The following is a 20,859-nucleotide window of genomic DNA, read 5'->3' as shown; positions in this document are numbered from 1 at the left end:
AATGAGCATAAAAACCACTAATACAATAGCTGAAAAGATGTGGGGGCAAAAAGCCATTCATATACCTAACACCACTGATATATATGGTGCAGACTTAGTTAGTTCATTTGTAAGTAGTTATGTTACACGTACACTTTGCCTTTTAGCAAAAGACCATAAGATAATCCTTCCAGATACAGCTAAACATGAAGTTACTCAGATGCTGGATTATTTCTCAGATATTGGATTAGATTATATTACAGACGAAAATTTTATATATCTAGAGGGTGTAGGACGCCATAGTTTTTCAACTGTAGTTATGAGTTACGCAGATCAGATTCCAGAATTTAGTGATCGAAGCTATACAAGTTTAGTGCCATTCACATCGGCTACAGCAATTGAGCTTATGGGAATAAAATACGCTAAACAATATGGATTACAAGAGTCATTATCTTTATTTTTAAATGATAAATCTTTTTTAAGACAAATGTTACATGAAAAAGATATTTTAGTCCCAAGTGTAAATATAGTTTCAACTATAACAGACAATTATGTTAAAAAAGCTCTTAAAATGTACAGAAAGTTTGAGAACCAAGGTATATATGAGTGTGCAGTAATAATGCCTAGAGCTTGCTCAGGATATGGGATTCATAGGTTTGAGAGTGAGAAAGAGTTAAAAGATATTCTTGAGCTAATGCATAGGGTAGAGGTGTTTATGATAGATCCGTGGTTAGACAATCTAGGATCACCAGCATTCCAAGTATGTATAGGCGATACTAAAGAACAGGATATTTGCCTGGGACTAAGTGATCAAATGCTTGATGGTCAAACTCACTTAGGTAACAAGTATAAGTCACAGTTTAGTGATGAACCTGCGGTGATAAAGGTTTGTGATCAAGTTACAGAGATTTTACGCGACATGGGAGCTAGAGGTGTTATGGGTGTTGATCTTCTAATAAGGGAGATTAATGGAGAAATAGTGCCTTATGTTTTAGAAGTAAATGCTCGCCAAACAGGCGCTATATATGCTGGGTTTTTAGCTCATGAATTACGCAATGGTGAGAGTAAACCATGGGTTGGTCATAATAATGTTCCAGTTCCAAAAGGTGCTGGTATTAATGATTACTATGATTATCTTAAAGCAAATGGTATTGATTATAAGTATGGTGATGAAGAAGGTGTGATTATTACCTGTATAGGTAATTTGGACTTAAACCAGAAAATCATGATTTTAGTAATTGCAGATACTGATGAAAGGCTTGATGAAATATTAGATATAGCTACATCTTTTAATAAAATGAACAGCTAGTCTTTTATATATTTCTTAGTCATATATGTCAGCATAACTAACCCTAATATGAAAAACACCATAAAAGTTATTGATATAGATGTGCTATTGCTGATGTTTAATTTATTTCCTAAGTCCATAAAAGCACCAGTGCTTAATTGGCCTAATTCTGTTACTAGTGTGATTATCATATTTGTGATTGCAATTCCAACAGCTGCAACATTTTTTGGACAAATCTTACCAAAGTAGTACCAGACTAATACCTGAGAAGCTGAAAAAGCTCCAAATAAAAAAGTTATAATCAAAACATGATTTTTTAGTAATCCCAAGCTAAAAATTATAGTAACAGCTATAGCTAAAAGCATAGAGATGTTAATTATTCTAGTTGTAGAGAATCTTTCACACAAGACAATTTTTAGTGGGGAGAATACTACCCAACCCATAAATAAAGCAGTAATTAAACTGGCGCTATAAAAAGTGTCAAAACCATAAATGTTCTTGAAATAAAGCACACCGTACTGAGATGTTAGCACTACGGTAGGTATATAAACAAGACCTGCCCATGTAGCATTACTCCACAAAGGTTTACTGGCCAATAACTTTTTACTTATAGTAAATATCTTTGAAAAGTTTGGCATCATCTGTATAGACTGGTTTTGTTTTGGTAGTAAGATTTGAAATAGTATTGCTAAAGGTATAGCAAATACACCGGAGTAGATGAAAATACTTAACCATGAAATATCATAGTTTGAAATATAGACACTAATGTTTTGTGAAAAAGCAGCAGCAAGGGTGCCTAGTGAGATGATAATACTTGTTACTAGTGCAAAATGTTTGCTATCAAAGTTCTCTAGGGTTAGTTTTAATACACCAATAAAAGCAAATGATGAACCGATACCTACAAGCAATCTACCAACTATAGCTAGCTCAAAACCTCCTACAATAAATAATATGTTACCAATCCCACAGATTAGTGTAGCTACGATTAAGACCTTCTTACTGCCAAATCTATCAAGCAGTATTCCAGCAGGTATCTGCATAAGTAAATATGTAATGTTGTAGCTTGATACTAGAAATGAAAACCCAATATGACTCTGAATGTGGAAATATTCTACTATTTGTTCTTGATATGCTCCTGTAAGAATTCTTAAAAAAAACTCATAACAATAAAAGCTTATTCCAATAAGTAGTATGAAAAATATTCTAATCTTGTGCATAATAAGATAAAGGCACTAAAGTAATAACTATCTTTAAACTTATCTTTTTAAAGTATTTTTGTCTAATTAATTTTTATTAATCGATAATCTTTATGCCGATTGTCATCTAATATTTCTATTTAATTTGTCTAAAAAATTTATTTTCATGATTAATGTTTTATAATATAACTTATCTCTAATATTGGAGTAATTGGGATTTCATGAAAAAAATTATATATTTATTTTCTGTAACTATATTTTTTGCAAATGGATTTGGTGAGAATAATTACAATCCTAAAACTGGGAAATATTATCTTTCAGGAAATAATTCTTTTTATCGTAGTAGTGATGAAAGAGGTAATGAGGTTATAGATAGAGACAATTCTTCAATATTTATGGGTGATGTTGATTCTGAAGGTGTTGATATCGCTGATGATTTGGTTCTTGATAGTTATACGAGTTCAACTAATTTGGTTGCAAAAGGTTCTAGTGGTGGAATTAAAAGTTCTAAGTTTTATACCCAAGAAACAAAACTTACTAAGAAAATATTGGATGACAAATTTGAGCTTTATGGTGGTACAGTTTTAGGGGCATCACCTTATGAGTTAAATAACACAGGCGGAGTATATGATCCAGGAGATCGTATCGCCGCTTTTGCTGGAACTAGAGCTGGAGCTAGATATAATGTATCAGATAGTTTTGGACTGCTTTTTGAGGAACAATATAACCTCACTGGAGAGATGGCAGAAAATACAAATATGTTTTCAGGGTTTGATGGAGCTCAATATCAGGGTTCTAAAATGCTGAAAGCTGGGTTTGAGTGGAATTTTTAGGTTTTAGTATTATTTACATATACCAGTTTTTACAGCATAATCACTACAATATTTTATTGATTGGAAGCTTAAATGCAAAAGGTTACAAAGATAGGCTTTATAGTTTGGTTTTTATGTGCATTTTTTTATGCGCTTGAATTTATAGTCAGAGCATCAGGTAATTCACTATTTCACAGCTATTCTATGGCTCCGTATAGTCTTTCACCAGGCGAAATAGGAGTTTTTAGTTCGGCATTTTACTGGGCTTATGTGGCATCACAATTACCCGCGGGTATTCTTATAGATAAGTTTGGTATCAAAAAGGTGATGCTCGGTAGTACATTTTTGTTTTCTATGGGTTTACTAGTAGCTACACTTTCCACATCTGAGCAGTACTTAATACTATACAGAGTTTTAGCTGGATTTGGCGCAGGATTTGCATTTTTATGCTCATTAAAGGCTATAGCTATTTGGCTTCCATCAAGACTATTCCCAATGTTTACTGGTGCTACTCAAATGCTTATGTATGGAGCAGGGACTTTGACAGGATTACCTCTTGTAATATTAGCAAGTCATTATAGTATTCAAGTGATTATGGCTGGCATATTCATTGTATCGATGATTTTATTTGTTTGTGTGTTTCTCTTCATTCCAAGAGAAGAGCCTCATAACCAAAAAGACACAGATATTTTGGCTGATACACACACTAAAGTAGAAGATATTCCTGTTGTATTTAAAATCAAACAGATTTTACTAAATGGTTTTTTCTGTTTTACAATCTATGGTACAACAGCACTTTTTGCTGACTTGTGGAGTTATAGGTTTTTGAGTTTAGATGGCTACTCTGAGCAATATGCAGGTCTTGCTGCTTCTATGGTGTTTGTGGGCATTGCTATATTTAGCCCATTGTGGGGAGTGATAGCAACTATTCTCAATAAAGAAAAGTTGTTACTTATCGTAGCATCTATTCTTGGGTTTTTTATAGTTATTGCAATTGTTTACCTTCATGTAAATCCAGTTTTGATGTGCCTACTTTGTGTATTGTGGGGTGGAATGCAGGCTGTACATGTGCTTAATTTCACAATTTTACGCTCTCAAGTTAGTCCAATGTATATAGCTACAGGCCTAGCAATAGTAAATCTTTTTATTCCATTAAGCGGGGCTGTATTACAGCCGTTTGTTGGGTTTATGGTTTCAACGCTAAAAGATTATGGCTTTGGGGAGCTTCAATCATTTAAGATAGCTCTTTTAATTTTGCCGATATTAATGGCTATATCGTTACTACTTGCTTTCTTTATTAAGGAAGAAAAACAATAAAATAATTTTTTTTATTCGGTTTTTTAAGACCATAGTTATATAATCTATATAGTTTATACAATATTCAAAAGGTAATTTCATGTCAGAAAAATTTATTCTAGCAATTGATCAGGGAACTACTAGTTCACGAGCAATTATATTTGATAAGCAAGGTAACATAAGAAAGATAGCTCAAAAAGAGTTCACCCAGATATACCCGCAAAGTAGTTGGGTAGAGCATGATCCTATGGAGATATGGGCATCTCAAAGTAGTATTGTTCGAGAAGCATTAGAGTATGCTAGAGTTTCTCCTAGAGATATTGCGGCTATAGGTATTACAAACCAAAGAGAGACTACTGTTGTTTGGGATAAAAATACCGGTCAACCAGTATATAATGCAATTGTATGGCAGTGCCGTAGAACATCTCGTATCTGTGATGAAATAAACAAAGATAAAGAGTTCGCCGAATATATACGCAAAAACACGGGTTTACTTGTAGATGCTTATTTCTCTGCGACAAAAGTTAAATGGATATTGGACAATGTTGAAGGAGCTAGAGAAAAAGCTGAAAATGGAGATTTGCTATTTGGAACAATTGATACTTGGCTAATTTGGAACCTAACAAAAGGTGAGGTTCACGCCACAGATTATTCAAATGCTTCAAGAACTATGCTTTTTAATATCAATACGCTTAAGTGGGATAAGAAAATTTTAGAACATCTTGGTATTCCAGAATCAATGTTACCAGAGGTTAGATCTTCAAGTGGTGATTTTGGTTATACTCATGAAAGTACTTTAGGTGGGGCAAGGATTCCTATAGCAGGTGTTGCAGGAGACCAACAAGCAGCACTTTTTGGACACTGTTGTTTTGAAAAAGGTTCGGCAAAAAATACCTATGGTACAGGGTGTTTTGCGCTTATGAATGTTGGCGACAAGCCAGTTTTCTCTGATGCGGGACTTCTTACAACTATTGCATGGGCAGAAGATGGTAAGCCAACTTATGCACTTGAAGGTAGTGTATTTATAGCTGGCGCAGTTATTCAGTGGATTCGTGATGGGCTAGGACTTATTCGTTCTGCAGAAGATAGTGAGTACTATGCGACAAAAATTGACTCTACAGATGGTGTGTATTTAGTGCCAGCTTTTGTAGGTCTTGGGACACCATATTGGGATATGTATGCTCGAGGCACTATTGTGGGTATTACTCGAGATACAAGGCGAGAGCATATCATCAGAGCAGCACTTGAAGCGGTTGCATATCAGGCAAAAGATGTACTTGATTGTATGAAAAAAGACACGGGTCTTGATTTACAAGGTTTGCGCGTAGATGGTGGTGCAGTACAGAATAGTTTCCTAATGCAATTCCAAGCAGATATTTTACAGTCAAATATCACTAAACCGAAGATTAATGAGATTACAGGTCTTGGAGCGGTATTTTTAGCTGGTCTTGCTACTGGTTTTTGGAAAGACAAGGAAGAACTAAAAACTATATTAACTACAGACAAAGTATTCAGGCCAGAGCGTGATGAAGATACTGTAACTCACGATTATAAAGGCTGGAAAAAAGCAGTACAAAGAAGTATGGCTTGGGCTGAGTAATACAAAAAGGTTGTCATCCTATGGATTGACCATAGGATCTATATTTAGAATTGCCTTGAGCCGAATTATAGAGATTCCCACCTTTGTGGGAATGACAAGACTCTTTTTAAAATGATCGGATATAACGGAAAATAATAAACAAATGAAAAACAATTACGACATAATAATAATTGGTGGTGGAGCAACAGGCTTTGGTTGTGCTGTAGAAGCAGTTTCACGAGGCTATAAAACCCTTCTTTTAGAAGCTCAGGACTTTGGTAAAGGTACTTCTTCCAAATCTACAAAGCTTATACATGGTGGTTTACGCTATCTTGAAAACTTTGATTTTGCTTTGGTGAAAGAAGGGCTTGAAGAGAGATATTCATTCTTACATAATGCTCCACACCTTACAAATAGACAGTCTTACCTTATACCAACGCGTAGTTATTTTGAAACCATCAAATACACTATTGGTGTAAAACTATATGAGTTTTTATCAGGTAAATACAAGATAGGCAAAAGTTACAATCTCAACAAGAAACAAACTTTAGCGCAACTACCAAACATAGATGACTCTAAGCTTATGAAGAGTCTTGTGTATTATGATGGACAATTTGATGATACTAGATTGCTAGTTTCTTTGATGAAGACATTTGAGTCTAAGGGTGGCACAGCTCTTAACTATAGTAAAGTCAAAAGCATAACTAGCTCAGAAAATGGCAAGGTCGATACTGTAAAAGCAGAAGATACTTTGAGTGGTGAAACTACAGAATTTACTGCTAAACATATTATAAATGCTACAGGTACTTTTAGTGATGTAACTATTAGTCTTGCAAAAAGTAAAGAGTCTCATAAATTTGTATCTGTTGCTCAAGGCACGCATATTGTTTTAGCTCGTGAGAAATTCCCAACAGAACACGCAATCTTAATCCCAGAGACAGATGATGGTAGAGTGTTGTTTATATTACCATGGCATGAGCATCTAATAATTGGTACTACAGATATTAAAAAAGAAACCCCAAGCTTAGAGCCAAGAGCAGAAAAGTCAGAGATTGATTTTATCTTAGAGACATTCAATCAGTATGCTAAAAAAAAGGCTACAGTTGATGATATTAAATCAGTTTATTGTGGGCAACGACCATTAGTTTCTCCTAAGAAAGCTAAAAATTCTGCTAAGATTTCGCGTAAGCATGAGATCGTCGAGTCAGATAATGGTTTGATAACAGTTGTTGGTGGTAAATGGACTATTTTCAGACGCATGGGGCAAGATGTACTTGATCATATCGAGAGTGGCAAGATAGCACAGAAAATATCCAAGACTTCAGATGAGCTGCTTGTAGATGCTTGCGAAACAAAAGAGAGTTATCCTTTGAGTGTATACGGTAGTATGGCTGATGAAGTTAAAACTATTCAAAAGGAACTAAATAACTTTGAATTATTGCATGAAGATTTACCTTACTATCAAGCAGAAGTTATTTACCAAGCTAGAGTAGAAAAAGCAAAGACTGTAGAGGATGTACTTGCTCGCAGAACTAGAGCAGCATTCTTAGACATTAAAGCAAGTATTGAAGCTGCACCACTAGTTGCAGAGCTAATCGCAAATGAATTAGGCAAAGGCGGAGCTTGGCAAAAAGAGCAAGTCGCTCAATTTAAAAAGTTTGCCGAGAATTTTGATGTGGATAGTTTGTATAAATAAGGAGCGCAAATGCTAGAAGCTTGCATAGCCGAACTAATCGGTACAATGATTTTGATACTTCTTGGTAATGGAGTAGTTGCTGGAGCTGTGTTGAACAAAACTAAATCGCACAATAGTGGCTGGATAGTTATCACATTTGCATGGGGGTTGGCAGTATTTTTAGGGGTGCTTGTTGCAGGTCCTATAAGTGGAGCTCATCTAAACCCAGCTGTAACTATTGCACTTGCATTAGCAGGTAAATTTTCTTGGGCGTGGGTGGCACCTTTTATAGTTAGCCAAATACTTGGAGCTATGCTTGGGCAAGCTTTAGTATGGGCAGTGTATTATCCGCATTATAGTGCTACTGATGATACTGATTTAAAGCTTGCAACTTTTTGCACTTCACCAGCTATCAAGCATTTACCATCAAATTTAGCCAGTGAAATTATAGGAACTTTTGTACTTGTGTTTGCTATACTGACAATGCACGGAGTGGTAATGCATGTGGGAGACCCAAGTGTTGTAACTGCTTACCCTATAGATATGGGTGCTTTAGGTGGTCTACCTGTTGCGTTTGTGGTTATTGTGATAGGTATGTCACTTGGAGGTACTACAGGCTATGCGATAAATCCAGCTCGTGATTTCGGTCCTAGGCTTTTTCATGCTATTATGCCAATACAAGGTAAAGGCTCTTCACAGTGGGGCTATGCGTGGGTGCCGATTGTTGGACCTGTGATAGGTTGTTCGATTGCAACAGGTGTATACTTATTACTTAGATTGAAGGGGGTATTTTAATATATGTGTGAGACTCAATATAGTCTAATGGTTGCAGATGATTTTATAAGATTGATACTGACATTTTTTTTGTGTTCTTCATGTGTGATATTATATTTTATCGTAGTTAAAAGAAAAGCTTGGGATATTCCGTTTTGGTTTTGTCTTGTTGGCTTTTTGAGTTCTTTGGCTATTTACGGACATATTGTTAATCATATATTTCTACAAAATACATTCTCATATGATGGTTTTATTTCTGGTGCAGCTATTATTACTATATTGGGATTGTTATTTTCTAAGAGACGCTATCTAGCCTTTTCAACTACAGTATTCTCTAAGGATAGTCCAATATTATTTGCGACTTTCATAGTTTTTGGGTTGATATACCTATCAACAGTAGACTATGATGCTGATTGTGTAGCGAATGTTTACCAATTATCGATAGATATACTTCATATTTATGTATATCCACTTTTATTATTGTTTACCATATCTGCATTTTTATATAGGTTTACAATATGTATTTCTGCATTTGCAATTTGCATGGCATTATCTATAGTTCATAATATAGTATTTATGTTTCGTGCTTTAACATTTCAACACAGTTATGATGTACTAGTAGAAGAGATGATTTGTTCTTCAATCTCGATAGTTTTGAGCGTGTTTGCTATACTAGTGCTTACTAAAACAAAAAAATATATAAGGGAAGAAGGAAATGATAGTAGCGGAAATTAGTGATTCTTTATGGGTTAATCTCGTCGTAGCGGGAATTATTTTAGTTTTGGGTTATATTGCCTCAAAATATATTAAGTCATTTGTCTACAAAATTCTTAAGGAATATGATTCAACAGTTTCACAGTTGATAGCAAGTTTTGTAAATATTGTGTTTTTAATGCTTGTGATAGTCGTTGCGTTAGCTAGGCTGGGTGTGCCAATCTCACCTATTACAGGGATGCTAACTGGTATAGTATTCGGTGTTTCGATTTCTTTGAAGAGTTCATATAACATAATTGCCTCTGGAATAATGCTTGCATTTAGTAAGCCTTTTGAGGTTGGTGAAAATGTTGATTTTGGTGGAATTGTAGGCGTGGTAAGTTCAATTGGGTTTTTATATACTCGTTTAGCTACTGCTGATGGCGGAGAGATAGTTTTGGCAAATAATCTTATATTGACAAAAGTTATTACAAAATTACCTACCAGTAAAGAGAGTGTAAGTGCAGACTAAAATACTTGATAGCTTAGAAGTTCTGTATCTGGCTAATGGAACTAAGATTGACTTAAACTCCCAGCAGCTAGATGCGATTAAGCATATTCATCAATTTCTAAAAAGCACTTCAAAAATATTTGTTTTATCTGGTCATGCAGGCACTGGTAAAACTACTGTTATAAAAAAAATCTTAGATAATTATGCTGGTAGAGCTGTTGTTTCAGCACCTACTAATAAGGCTCTTCAGGTTATATCAAGCTCAGCAATGTATGAGGGTGTAACAATTCATGCTTTGCTGGGTTTACAGCCTGATGTGAGTCTAGAAGATTTTAACCCTAATGAACCGCAGTTTGGTCAAATCAAGCCATCTACAATACAGGATTATAACCTTATCGTAATAGATGAAGCTAGTATGATTAATGATGCATTGTTTGAATTGATAGAGTCAGAACTAAATAATCTTTCAAGGGTTAAGGTTATATTTATGGGAGATAAGGCGCAATTACCTCCAATCTCTCAAGAATCTAGTATGGTTTTTGCGTTTGATACTATTTATCATCGAGAGCTAACCACCTTAGTTAGACAGGCTGAGACAAATCCTTTAATTTCAATCTATGACAATCTTCGTGATAATATTGATAATGAAAGCTTTGAATTAGATCTATCAACTGATTTAAATCATGCTGAAGAAGGTGTTTTAGCTCTTTCATCAAATGAAGACTTTAGGGCAAAGCTTGTAGAGATTTTTACTTCTAAAGAGTATCTTGACGATATTAATCATGCAAAACTTATTGCTTGGCGAAATAAAACTGTCAATCAATCAAATATTATCATTAGGAATATTGTTTTTGGTGAATCTAAAAAAATACTACAAAAAGGAGATATTCTAACAGGATATCGGACAGTTAAAGGTACTCGAACGGTTCCTTTTTATGTAAATAACTGTACGGATTATCGTGTTTCTGCTGTATCGCGTCGCCAAAAAAACAAGCATGGTATTTATGGTTACACTATTAAAATATTAGAAAAATCAAAGTTTTTAAAAGGCTTTGATGAGAAAAAAATATTTGTAGTAGATTATAAAGATCATAAAAACTTGCATGATTATGCTGAGTTGCATGACAGTTTAGTTGAAGTTGCTCGTGGAGATAAAAAACAGTGGGCAGCGTACTACAATTTCCGTAGAGATAATCTGATGATGCAAAGTGTGTATACATATCGAGAAGGTCACCCTCGTACAAAAGATAAGCAAATTGCAAAAGATTTGGATTATGGGTATGCTGTAACTTGTCATAAGGTTCAAGGATCAACATATGATCATGTATTTATTTTAACTAAAGATTTTAAGATTAATCGAAACCACAAAGAAAGAAATCAAATGTTTTATGTGGCATTAACACGCCCTAAGAAAACAGCTATAGTGTTAGTGTAATTTCACAAAGGCACTAGAATTCTTTATGAAATTATTTTTTATGTTTTATTTTTAATGAACCTCTTTACATTTGCAGAAACTAAAGCTATTATATGGTTACTTTTTTTATAAAAGCACCCTAGAAACTATCCTATGGCTTTTAAATAAAAATCGTGTATAAAATACTTGATTTTTAATTTAATAACGCTTATAGTATTACAAAGTTTAGGGGAGGGATTCCCGAGTGGCCAAAGGGATCAGACTGTAAATCTGACGGCTCCGCCTTCGCAGGTTCGAATCCTGCTCCCTCCACCATGCGGGTGTAGTTCAATGGTAGAACTTCGGCCTTCCAAGCCGATAGTGTGGGTTCGATTCCCATCACCCGCTCCACCTAAACATATATTGTATAATTTGTAGATCAAAAAAGCTTGAGATTGTGCTTGCATGGCTCAGCGGTAGAGCACTCCCTTGGTAAGGGAGAGGTCACCAGTTCGAGTCTGGTTGTGAGCACCACTTTTTTGATTTTTATTTTTTGTTGAAAAAAAATGGAGTAAATAAAAATGGCTAAAGCTAAGTTTGAACGTCTAAAGCCGCATGTAAACGTAGGTACAATTGGTCACGTTGACCATGGTAAAACTACTCTTACTGCCGCGATTACTAAAGTAATGGCTGAGAAAAACGGTTCAGAAGTTAGAGATTTTGCTGAAATCGATAACGCACCGGAAGAAAAAGCGCGTGGTATAACAATTAATACATCTCACGTAGAGTATGAGTCTCCAAACAGACACTACGCTCACGTTGACTGTCCTGGTCACGCGGATTACGTAAAAAACATGATTACTGGTGCTGCTCAAATGGATGGCGCTATCTTAGTATGTTCTGCTGCAGATGGACCTATGCCACAAACTCGTGAGCATATCCTTTTATCTCGTCAGGTTGGTGTACCATATATCGTTGTTTTCTTAAACAAATGTGACATGGTTGATGATGAAGAGCTTTTAGAGTTAGTTGAAATGGAAGTTCGTGAACTTCTTGATCAATATGAGTTCCCTGGTGACGATACTCCAATCGTAATGGGTTCTGCGCTTAAAGCATTAGAAGGCGAAGAAGAGTATGTAAACAAAATCGTTGATCTTGTAGCAGCGATGGATGACTACTTCCCAGCTCCAGAGCGTGATACAGATAAGCCATTCATTCTTCCAATAGAAGATGTGTTCTCAATTTCAGGTCGTGGTACTGTTGTTACTGGCCGTGTTGAGCGTGGTGTTGTAAACGTTGGTGACGAAGTAGAAGTTGTTGGTATTCGTCCAACTCAAAAAACTACTGTAACTGGTGTTGAAATGTTCCGTAAGCTTCTTGATCGTGGAGAAGCTGGTGATAACGTTGGTGTACTAGTTCGTGGTCTTAAGAGAGATGATGTTGAGCGTGGTCAAGTTTTATGTAAGCCAGGTTCAATCACTCCACATACTAAGTTCGAAGCTGAAGTATATGTGTTGTCAAAAGAAGAAGGTGGTAGACATACTCCATTCTTTAAAGGTTATAGACCTCAATTCTACTTCCGTACTACGGATGTAACTGGTGCTTGTGAGCTTCCAGAAGGTGTTGAAATGGTTATGCCTGGTGATAACATTAAAATGGAAGTAACACTAATCAACTCTATCGCGATGGAAGAAGGTCTTCGTTTCGCAATCCGTGAAGGCGGAAGAACAGTTGGTGCTGGTGTTGTTGCTAAAATTCTTGCTTAATCGCTGGGATTTAAAAAACATAAGGTCAGTAGTTCAATTGGTAGAGCAGCGGTCTCCAAAACCGCAAGTTGGGGGTTCGAGTCCCTCCTGGCCTGCCAAATAATTAAGGCGGTGTGCATTTATTTGTACACCGCCTTTTTTATTTTCTTGCTATTATATTCTCATTATGGTATTTTATAGGCTACAAATTTTAATAATCTAAATTTACAAAACTCTCTATAAAGGATTTATTTAGTGAAAAAAAGTCAAAACATTAATGATAAGGTGTGGGTTAGTGGTGCAACTAAGCCTACTGAGCTCTCTACTATTTCAAAGGGAGCTAATACGTTTCTTTGGTTAATAACTATGGCAATAGTAGTTTTTGGTGTTGCTATAACAATGTATTCTGAGGTATTAGGTCTTAATCTTGGTACATATAATACATCTATAGCTGTAGTGGTTGTTTTAGTTTCGTTGGTTGTTGCTAGGTTTACTAATCAAGGACGTCGTTTTTGGTCGTTCTTTAATGCTTCTAAGTTAGAGTTGGCAAAAGTTGTTTGGCCTACAAGAAGGGAGACTATGACAATTAGTGCAATGGTGATTGTGGTAGTTATCATTTTTGCAATATTGATATCTATATTTGGTATGATTTTTGAAAACTTCATCCAATATTTCTTAGGTTAATTAAGGGTTTTATATAATGTCTGAAGAAAATAATAAAAATATTGTAGTGGATTCTGCTCAAAATGAAGATAATTCTGAACCGATGACAAAGCCAGGTATGTTGTGGTATGTTGTTCAAGTTCATTCAGGTTATGAGAAAAGAGTTAAAACTCAGCTTGAAGAAAACATAGAGATAAATGAGTTGCAGCATAGTTTTGGCCGTATTTTAGTGCCAACAGAGCATGTGGTAGAGATGCGTGGTGGTCAAAAGCGTAAGTCTGAAAGGAAATACTTTCCAGGGTATGTTTTGATTGAAGCTAAGCTAACTACGGAAGCCTGGGATGTTGTGAAGGCTGTTCCTAGAGTTTTAACTGTTATTGGTTCTAGAGGGAAGCCTATTCCTTTGAGTAAGCCAGAGGTTGAAAGAATATTTGGTTTCATGCAAGCAAATGTTGAAGATGCGGAGCCGCGTCTAAGAAAATCTTACCAAGTCGGTGAGGTTGTTAGGGTTCTTGAGGGGCCATTTAATGACTTTACAGGTGTGGTAGAGGAAGTTAACTACGAGAAGTCAAGGTTGAGGGTTGCAGTGTCTATCTTTGGTAGATCTACGCCAGTAGAGCTTGAGTTTTCACAAGTTGAAAAAGAGTCTTAGTTTTATTGACTAAGGCACAGGGAGCTTATGCATTGACATAAGCGCTATTAACCTACTAAATGGAGAAAAAAATGGCTAAGAAAAAAATAGAAGCTATTATTAAATTACAGGTTGCAGCTGGTAAAGCGAACCCTAGCCCACCGATTGGTCCTGCTTTAGGGCAACATGGTGTTAATATCATGGGATTCTGTAAAGAGTTCAATGCTAAAACTCAAGGTATGGAGCCAGGCGCGCCAGTACCAGTAGAGATCTCTGTATACAGTGATCGCAGTTTTACATTTGAGATGAAAACTCCACCTGCTTCTTTCTTGATCAAAAAAGCGATCAATGTGAAGTCTGGTTCTTCAACACCTTCAAAAGAATGGGTTGGTACTATTACTCGTGAGCAATTAGAAGAAATTGCTAAAGTAAAAGATCCTGATTTAACAGCTGCTGATGTAGATGCTGCTGTAAGAATTATTGCAGGTTCTGCTCGTAGTATGGGTGTAAAAGTTGAGGGAGTTGAATAATGTCTAAGCTATCTAAAAGAATGAAAAATATTGCAGCTAAAGTTGAAGCTGAAAAGAAATACTCTGCTAATGAAGCTTTTGGTATTCTAAAAGAACTTACTTCTGTGAAGTTTGTTGAAGCAGTAGATGTTTCAGTTGCTTTGGGTGTAGATCCACGTAAATCTGATCAAGTTGTTAGAGGAGCTTCTGTTCTTCCTAATGGTACTGGTAAATCAGTAAGAGTTGCTGTATTTGCTAAAGGCCCTGCAGCAGAAGCAGCTAAAGAAGCTGGTGCTGAAGTTGTTGGCATGGAAGATTTAGCTGATGAAGTTAAAAAAGGTAATATGGATTTTGATGTTGTAGTAGCATCTCCAGATGCGATGAGAGTTGTGGGTCAATTAGGTCAAATTCTTGGTCCTAAAGGTCTTATGCCTAACCCTAAAGTTGGTACGGTAACTATGGATGTAGCTAAGGCTGTTAAAGATGCTAAAGCTGGCCAAGTTAGATATCGTGTTGACAAGGCGGGTATCGTACATACTACTATTGGTAAAGTTAATTTCAGCACAGAGGCGCTAGTTCAAAACCTAGAGCATTTGTTAGTTGATTTAAAAAAAGCGAAGCCAGCTGTTTCTAAGGGTGTTTATCTGAAAAAAGTTTCTGTATCTAGTACTATGGGTCCAGGAATATCTCTTGACTTTTCGGATTTAACTATATAGAATAGTGCTTTGCATTTCTTTGGGTTGTATGAAAATACAGCGTTCAGAGACCGTAGGAGCTGAGCTTGCTTGGCTTAATAGTTATCCTACGCAGACGATGTTGAATCAACCAATTTGGTTTTTTAAATATCGTGTTAATAAGTAAATAAAGTGTGTAGACAATAAAATAAGGAGTCGATTATGGCACTTAGAATAGAGGACAAAAAAGCGATTGTTGCTGAAGTTGCTGAAAAAGTATCCTCAGCATTGTCTGCAGCAGTAGCAGATTATCGTGGTTTAACAGTTAATGAAATGACTTCATTAAGAGTTGAAGCGCGTAAATCTGGAGTTTATTTAAGAGTTGTACGCAACAACTTAGCACGTTTAGCAATTAAGGGAACTGAACTAGAGTGTCTTGATGATGCTTTGGTAGGTCCTCTTGTTCTTGCTCTTTCTATGGAATCGCCAGGTGCATCAGCCAAGCTATTCAAAAACTTCCAAAAAGACCACAAGTCTTTCGAAGTTAAGAATTTAGTAATGGAAGGTGAACTATATGGTCCAGAGAAATTGGATGACTTTGCTAAAATTCCTACTAAGGATGAGGCTCTTGCAATATTGCTTAATGTTATGCAGGCGCCAGTTACTAAGCTTGCTAGAACTCTTAAAGAGGTTTCAATACAGGCTGAATAACGGCTTGCTACTGTTGAAGATGGTAAATAATATTAGTTGATAAATAAATAAAGGAGCTTATAAAATGGCTATAACAAAAGAAGATATTTTAAACGCTGTTGCAGACATGAGTGTAATGGATGTATGTGACTTAGTTTCAATGATGGAAGAGAAGTTTGGTGTATCTGCAGCGGCTGCTGTTGCAGTTGCTGGACCTGCGGCTGCTGAAGCTGTAGAAGAGAAAACTGACTTTGACGTTGTTTTAACTGGTGCTGGATCAAACAAAATTGCTGCTATTAAAGCAGTAAGAGCTGCAACTGGCTTAGGTCTTAAAGAAGCTAAAGCTGCTGTAGAAGGTACTCCTTTCACAGTAAAAGAAGGTGCTGCTAAAGAAGAAGCTGAAGAGCTTAAAAAGCAACTTGAAGAAGCTGGCGCAACTGTTGAGCTTAAATAAGAATATTCTAAAAATTAGTTTTTAGAAATATAGGCTAGTGGTCATTAGTTTGGCCCCTAGTCTTTCTAGTATTGAAAGATACATGTATTTAAGTCGCTAGATAATGTCGAATTAAGAAGATGTTTTTAGTGATTTAAATATAAATTGGTGCAAATATAGTCGTATTTGCTTTTTGTTTTTTGTAAACAAAATCTTAAGGGTTTTTTGATGTCTTACTCATACGCTGAGAAAAAAAGAATTCGTAAAGAGTTTGGGGTTTTACCTCATATTTTGGATGTTCCTTATTTACTTTCTATACAGACAGAGTCTTATAAAAAGTTCCTTAATGCTGATGAAGCTAAAGGTAAAGTGCATTCCGGTTTAGAAACAGTGCTAAAACAGTCTTTTCCTGTTGAGAGCAAAAATGGTCAGTATGAACTTCATTATGTTGACTATCAAGTAGGTTTACCAACATTTGACGGAGATGAATGTCAGATTCGTGGAGCTACTTATGATGCGCCTCTTAATGTGAAGCTGAGATTGGTTGTATATAATAAAGAGGCACTTCCAAATGAAAAGGTTGTCGAAGATATTCGCGAAGAATATGTTTATATGGGTGATATCCCATTAATGACAACAAATGGTACTTTTATTATTAATGGTACTGAAAGAGTTGTGGTATCACAATTACATAGATCTCCTGGTGTATTCTTTAGTAAAGATGATTCAGAAGAAGGAGCTTTTTCTGCTCGCATAATTCCATACAGAGGTTCATGGTTAGACTTTGAATTTGACTCAAAAGGTATTGTATGGGCGCGTATAGATAGAAAGAGAAAGATATGTGCTACAGTTGTGTTAAAAGCTTTAGGTTTAACACAAGAAGATATACTTAAGTATTATTCTGATACTAAAACTATCAAGATTGATTCAAAAGGTTTTGGTCTTAAGCTTGATAATCTTTCACAAATGAAAGGTGAAGTTCTTAAATTTGACATCTTTGATAAAGATGACAAGATTTTAGTTAAGAAAAATAAAAAACTAACTACTAGAGATATTAAAAAGATTACAGATGCAGGTGTTGATTCAGCTGCTATTGATCTTGATCTGGTAAGTACGCTCCGTATTGCTAAAGACATGGTAAATGAAGCAACGGGTGAAGTTATTGCATATGCAAACGATGATGTGACAGAGTCTTTATTAGAGAACTGTGTTACTAACGGTATGCTTGAAATAGATGTTATAGATTTTATTACTACTGAAAGAGGTAGATATATATCTGATACGCTTAAGCATGATTTGACAAAAAACACTGATGAAGCTTTGGTTGAAATATATAAGGTATTAAGACCTGGTGATCCTCCAGCAGCAGCTTCTGTGAAGGCTTTATTTGAAGGTTTGTTCTTTATTGAAAGTAGATATAGTTTATCTGATATCGGTAGAATGAAACTAAATGCAAGACTTGGAAATGATTCAGTAGCTAAAGATGTGTATACGCTTGAAAACAGCGACATTATGGGCGTTCTTGAAGAATTGATGAAGATTCGTGATGGTAAGGGCAGTGTTGATGATATCGATCACTTAGGCAACAGAAGAGTAAGATCTGTTGGTGAAATGGTTGAGAACCAATTTAGAGTTGGTTTATATAGAGTTGAAAAAGGTATTCGTGAAAGCATGACTTTAGTTAATAAAGAAAAGCTTATGCCTAAAGATATCGTAAACTCTAAACCAATTACAGCAGCTATCAAAGAATTCTTTACTTCTGGTGCATTGTCACAATTTATGGATCAAGATAATCCATTGTCAGAAGTTACGCATAAGCGTAGAATTTCAGCTTTAGGCCCAGGTGGTTTATCTAGAGATAGAGCAGGCTTTGAAGTACGTGATGTACATGCTACTCACTATGGTAGATTATGTCCGATTGAAACTCCAGAGGGTCCAAATATTGGTCTAATCAACTCATTGGCAAGTTATGCTCGTGTAAATGATTATGGTTTCTTAGAAGCACCTTATAGAAAAGTTATAAACGGAAAAGTTACAGATAAAATAGAATATTTATCAGCAATTGATGAAGGTAATTTCGTAATTGCACAAGCTTCAACTAGGCTTGATGATAAAAACCATTTTGTTGATGAGCTAATTCAGTGTCGTTCTGGTGGTGAAGCTATATTTACAGAATCAAGTCGTGTTCAGTACATGGATGTATCTGCAAAACAAATGGTTTCAGCTGCTGCAGCATTAATCCCGTTCCTTGAGCATGATGATGCTAACAGGGTACTAATGGGTGCAAACATGCAACGACAAGCTGTACCTACTCTAAAATCAGAGAAGCCAATGGTTGGTACTGGTATGGAGAAGATTGTTGCTAGAGATTCAGGTAACTGTATTGTTGCTAGAAACCCTGGTACTATTGCAGAAGTTGATTCAAATAGAATTGTAGTTAAGGTAAATACTAAAAAATCTAAGAACAATAACTTAGTAGATATTTATAGCTTAACTAAGTTCAAAAGATCAAACAAAAACACTTGTATCAATCAACGCCCAATCGTAAATATTGGTGATAAGATTGAAGCTGGTGATATATTAGCTGATGGTTTTGCTACTGACTTTGGTGAGTTGTCACTTGGTCATAACCTGATGGTTGCATTTATGCCATGGAATGGTTATAACTTTGAGGATTCAATTTTATTATCTGAAAGAATTGTAAAAGATGATAAGTATACAAGTATCCATATCGAAGAGTTTACTTGTGTAGCTCGTGATACTAAGCTTGGCCCTGAAGAAATAACTTCAGATATTCCGAATGTGAGTGAATCTGGATTATCTAAATTAGATGAGTCTGGTATTGTTCATATAGGTGCAAATGTAGAAGCTGGTGATATCTTAGTTGCTAAGATTACTCCTAAAGCTGAACAACAGTTAACTCCAGAAGAAAGACTTCTAAGAGCAATTTTTAATGAAAAAGCTTCAAACGTTGCTGATAGTTCATTAAGAATGCCAAGTAGTACTGGTGGTACTGTTATCGGAGTTCAAGTATTTGAAAACGATAAAGGCGGCAAGAGTCAAAGAGCATTAGAGATTGAAAAACAACTTATTGATAAGGCTCGTAAAGACTTTGATGAAGAATTTGCAGTAGTAGAATCTGTTGTAAGATCTTCTGTAGAAAAAGATATAGTTGGTTCTAAGATTTCTAAAGCAAAAGGGCTTAAAAAAGGCGCTATTTTAACTAAAGAATTTTTAGAAACATTACCGTTTTCAAAATGGTTGGAAATCTCTTTTGAAGATGAAAAGCTTGATGAAAAAGTTCGTAAAGCTCAAGAATACTATGATGAAGCAAAAATTGCTGTAGATGGTAAGTTTGAAACTAAGCGCCGTTCTATTATGCAGTCAAGTGAGCTTTCTCCTGGTGTGTTACAAACTGTAAAAGTTTTTGTAGCTATCAAGAAGCGTATTCAGCCAGGTGATAAAATGGCTGGTCGTCATGGTAACAAAGGTGTGGTTTCACGTGTATTACCAATTGAAGATATGCCTTATATGGAAGATGGTACACCTGTAGATGTGTGTCTGAACCCATTAGGTATTCCTTCGCGTATGAACATCGGTCAGATACTTGAGGCTCATATGGGACTAGCGTCTTATGGCCTTGGTAAAAAGATTGAGAAAACTTTAGAACAAACTAAAAAAGCTGATGATCTAAGAAAAACATTAGAAGAAGTTTACAACACTGTAGGCGATAAGAAAGCAGATATTAAATCATTAAGTGACAGTGAAGTTATAGCTATGGCTGAAAACTTAACTGATGGTGTGCCAATTGCAACACCAGTATTTGATGGTGCAAAAGAAGAAGATATTAAAGAGCTTCTAAAAATTGGTGGATTTGCTAGTAATGGTCAGATGAAATTATTTGATGGTCGTACTGGTAAAGCATTTGATAGAGCTGTGACTGTTGGTTATATGTATATGCTTAAACTTGACCATTTGGTTGATGATAAGATGCATGCTAGATCAACAGGTTCATATAGTCTTGTGACACAGCAACCATTAGGTGGTAAAGCACAGTTTGGTGGCCAAAGATTCGGTGAAATGGAGGTTTGGGCATTACAAGCATACGGTGCTGCTTATACATTAAGAGAGATGTTAACTGTGAAGTCAGATGATATTACAGGTAGGTCTAAGATGTATAAGAATATCGTTGATGGTAAGTTGACTATGAATGTTGATGTTCCAGAATCATTTAATGTACTAAGAAATGAAGTTAGAGCATTAGGTATTGATATGGACTTCGATCATTCGTCAGAGGAAGAATAAGCATCTATTAAAG

Annotated in this window: 18 protein-coding genes and 4 tRNA genes; 21 read left to right on the top strand and 1 reads right to left on the bottom strand. The window is 35.7% G+C overall.

The genetic code is table 11. The features are described from left to right. The first annotated feature begins 1 nt into the window (after position 1). A complete protein-coding gene (locus FLM55_RS04160) occupies positions 2 to 1,288 on the top strand; it encodes an ATP-grasp domain-containing protein (protein WP_178948178.1) in 1,287 nt (428 codons plus the stop codon). On the opposite strand, the gene FLM55_RS04155 is transcribed toward FLM55_RS04160, so the two are convergent. Beyond that, positions 1,285 to 2,484, bottom strand: coding sequence for an MFS transporter (locus FLM55_RS04155; protein WP_178948177.1), 1,200 nt, complete (start codon positions 2,482 to 2,484; stop codon positions 1,285 to 1,287). The two genes, FLM55_RS04160 and FLM55_RS04155, sit on opposite strands and share 4 nt — an antisense overlap. A gap of 200 nt (positions 2,485 to 2,684) precedes the next feature. Here FLM55_RS04155 and FLM55_RS04150 point away from each other — a divergent pair, with 200 nt between their 5' ends. The 20 genes from FLM55_RS04150 to rpoB all read left to right on the top strand — a co-directional run bounded on the left by FLM55_RS04150 (position 2,685) and on the right by rpoB (position 20,846). Continuing rightward, complete coding sequence (locus FLM55_RS04150) at positions 2,685 to 3,296, top strand: hypothetical protein (protein ID WP_178948176.1); 612 nt, start codon at positions 2,685 to 2,687, stop codon at positions 3,294 to 3,296. Positions 3,297 to 3,368: 72 nt separating this feature from the next. Then, on the top strand, positions 3,369 to 4,592 hold the full coding sequence (locus tag FLM55_RS04145) for an MFS transporter (RefSeq protein WP_178948175.1): 1,224 nt from the start codon (positions 3,369 to 3,371) through the stop codon (positions 4,590 to 4,592). Between the two features lie 79 nt (positions 4,593 to 4,671). Continuing rightward, positions 4,672 to 6,171 carry a glycerol kinase GlpK gene (gene glpK / locus FLM55_RS04140; protein WP_178948174.1) on the top strand — a complete coding sequence of 500 codons (1,500 nt, stop codon included), beginning with the start codon at positions 4,672 to 4,674 and terminating at the stop codon, positions 6,169 to 6,171. Positions 6,172 to 6,313: 142 nt separating this feature from the next. Next, the gene (locus tag FLM55_RS04135) at positions 6,314 to 7,846 is read left to right on the top strand and encodes a glycerol-3-phosphate dehydrogenase/oxidase (RefSeq protein WP_178948173.1); all 1,533 of its coding nucleotides are present in this window, start codon (positions 6,314 to 6,316) and stop codon (positions 7,844 to 7,846) included. Between the two features lie 9 nt (positions 7,847 to 7,855). After that, on the top strand, positions 7,856 to 8,620 hold the full coding sequence (locus FLM55_RS04130) for an MIP/aquaporin family protein (RefSeq protein WP_178948172.1): 765 nt from the start codon (positions 7,856 to 7,858) through the stop codon (positions 8,618 to 8,620). Between the two features lie 3 nt (positions 8,621 to 8,623). After that, positions 8,624 to 9,334, top strand: a complete 711-nt coding sequence (locus FLM55_RS04125) for a hypothetical protein (RefSeq protein WP_178948171.1) — start codon at positions 8,624 to 8,626, stop codon at positions 9,332 to 9,334. Beyond that, positions 9,315 to 9,824 carry a mechanosensitive ion channel domain-containing protein gene (locus FLM55_RS04120; RefSeq protein WP_256868922.1) on the top strand — a complete coding sequence of 170 codons (510 nt, stop codon included), beginning with the start codon at positions 9,315 to 9,317 and terminating at the stop codon, positions 9,822 to 9,824. Before FLM55_RS04125 ends, FLM55_RS04120 begins: the two co-directional genes overlap by 20 nt. After that, on the top strand, positions 9,814 to 11,238 hold the full coding sequence (locus FLM55_RS04115) for an ATP-dependent RecD-like DNA helicase (RefSeq protein ID WP_178948170.1): 1,425 nt from the start codon (positions 9,814 to 9,816) through the stop codon (positions 11,236 to 11,238). The genes FLM55_RS04120 and FLM55_RS04115 overlap by 11 nt, the downstream gene beginning before the upstream one ends. A 209-nt stretch (positions 11,239 to 11,447) precedes the next feature. Further along, positions 11,448 to 11,532: transfer RNA gene (locus FLM55_RS04110), tRNA-Tyr, on the top strand. Position 11,533: 1 nt separating this feature from the next. After that, positions 11,534 to 11,607: transfer RNA gene (locus FLM55_RS04105), tRNA-Gly, on the top strand. Positions 11,608 to 11,655: 48 nt separating this feature from the next. Then, positions 11,656 to 11,730 (top strand) — tRNA-Thr (locus tag FLM55_RS04100). Between the two features lie 47 nt (positions 11,731 to 11,777). After that, positions 11,778 to 12,962, top strand: coding sequence for an elongation factor Tu (gene tuf, locus FLM55_RS04095; protein ID WP_178948169.1), 1,185 nt, complete (start codon positions 11,778 to 11,780; stop codon positions 12,960 to 12,962). Positions 12,963 to 12,984: 22 nt separating this feature from the next. After that, positions 12,985 to 13,060, top strand: a tRNA-Trp gene (locus FLM55_RS04090). A 136-nt stretch (positions 13,061 to 13,196) separates the two neighbouring features. Next, positions 13,197 to 13,625 (top strand): preprotein translocase subunit SecE, encoded by a 429-nt coding sequence (gene secE, locus FLM55_RS04085; RefSeq protein ID WP_178948168.1) that lies wholly within the window; start codon positions 13,197 to 13,199, stop codon positions 13,623 to 13,625. A gap of 97 nt (positions 13,626 to 13,722) precedes the next feature. Further along, on the top strand, positions 13,723 to 14,256 hold the full coding sequence (nusG, locus tag FLM55_RS04080) for a transcription termination/antitermination protein NusG (RefSeq protein ID WP_112870859.1): 534 nt from the start codon (positions 13,723 to 13,725) through the stop codon (positions 14,254 to 14,256). 71 nt (positions 14,257 to 14,327) lie between these two features. Beyond that, complete coding sequence (gene rplK / locus FLM55_RS04075) at positions 14,328 to 14,765, top strand: 50S ribosomal protein L11 (RefSeq protein ID WP_178948167.1); 438 nt, start codon at positions 14,328 to 14,330, stop codon at positions 14,763 to 14,765. Continuing rightward, complete coding sequence (gene rplA / locus FLM55_RS04070; RefSeq protein WP_178948166.1) at positions 14,765 to 15,460, top strand: 50S ribosomal protein L1; 696 nt, start codon at positions 14,765 to 14,767, stop codon at positions 15,458 to 15,460. The genes rplK and rplA overlap by 1 nt, the downstream gene beginning before the upstream one ends. A gap of 180 nt (positions 15,461 to 15,640) precedes the next feature. Further along, entirely contained in the window at positions 15,641 to 16,129 is a 489-nt protein-coding gene (rplJ, locus tag FLM55_RS04065; protein WP_178948165.1) for a 50S ribosomal protein L10, read from the top strand. A gap of 64 nt (positions 16,130 to 16,193) precedes the next feature. Then, on the top strand, positions 16,194 to 16,562 hold the full coding sequence (rplL, locus tag FLM55_RS04060; protein ID WP_178948164.1) for a 50S ribosomal protein L7/L12: 369 nt from the start codon (positions 16,194 to 16,196) through the stop codon (positions 16,560 to 16,562). 207 nt (positions 16,563 to 16,769) lie between these two features. Beyond that, the gene (gene rpoB, locus FLM55_RS04055; protein ID WP_178948163.1) at positions 16,770 to 20,846 is read left to right on the top strand and encodes a DNA-directed RNA polymerase subunit beta; all 4,077 of its coding nucleotides are present in this window, start codon (positions 16,770 to 16,772) and stop codon (positions 20,844 to 20,846) included. The last annotated feature ends 13 nt before the right edge of the window (positions 20,847 to 20,859 follow it).

It is taken from the genome of Francisella sp. Scap27 (genome assembly GCF_013394105.1).
GTDB classification, from domain to species: domain Bacteria; phylum Pseudomonadota; class Gammaproteobacteria; order Francisellales; family Francisellaceae; genus Francisella; species Francisella adeliensis.
Note: the sequence above shows the minus strand (reverse complement) of the source record. Positions and strands in the feature narration are given on the sequence as shown.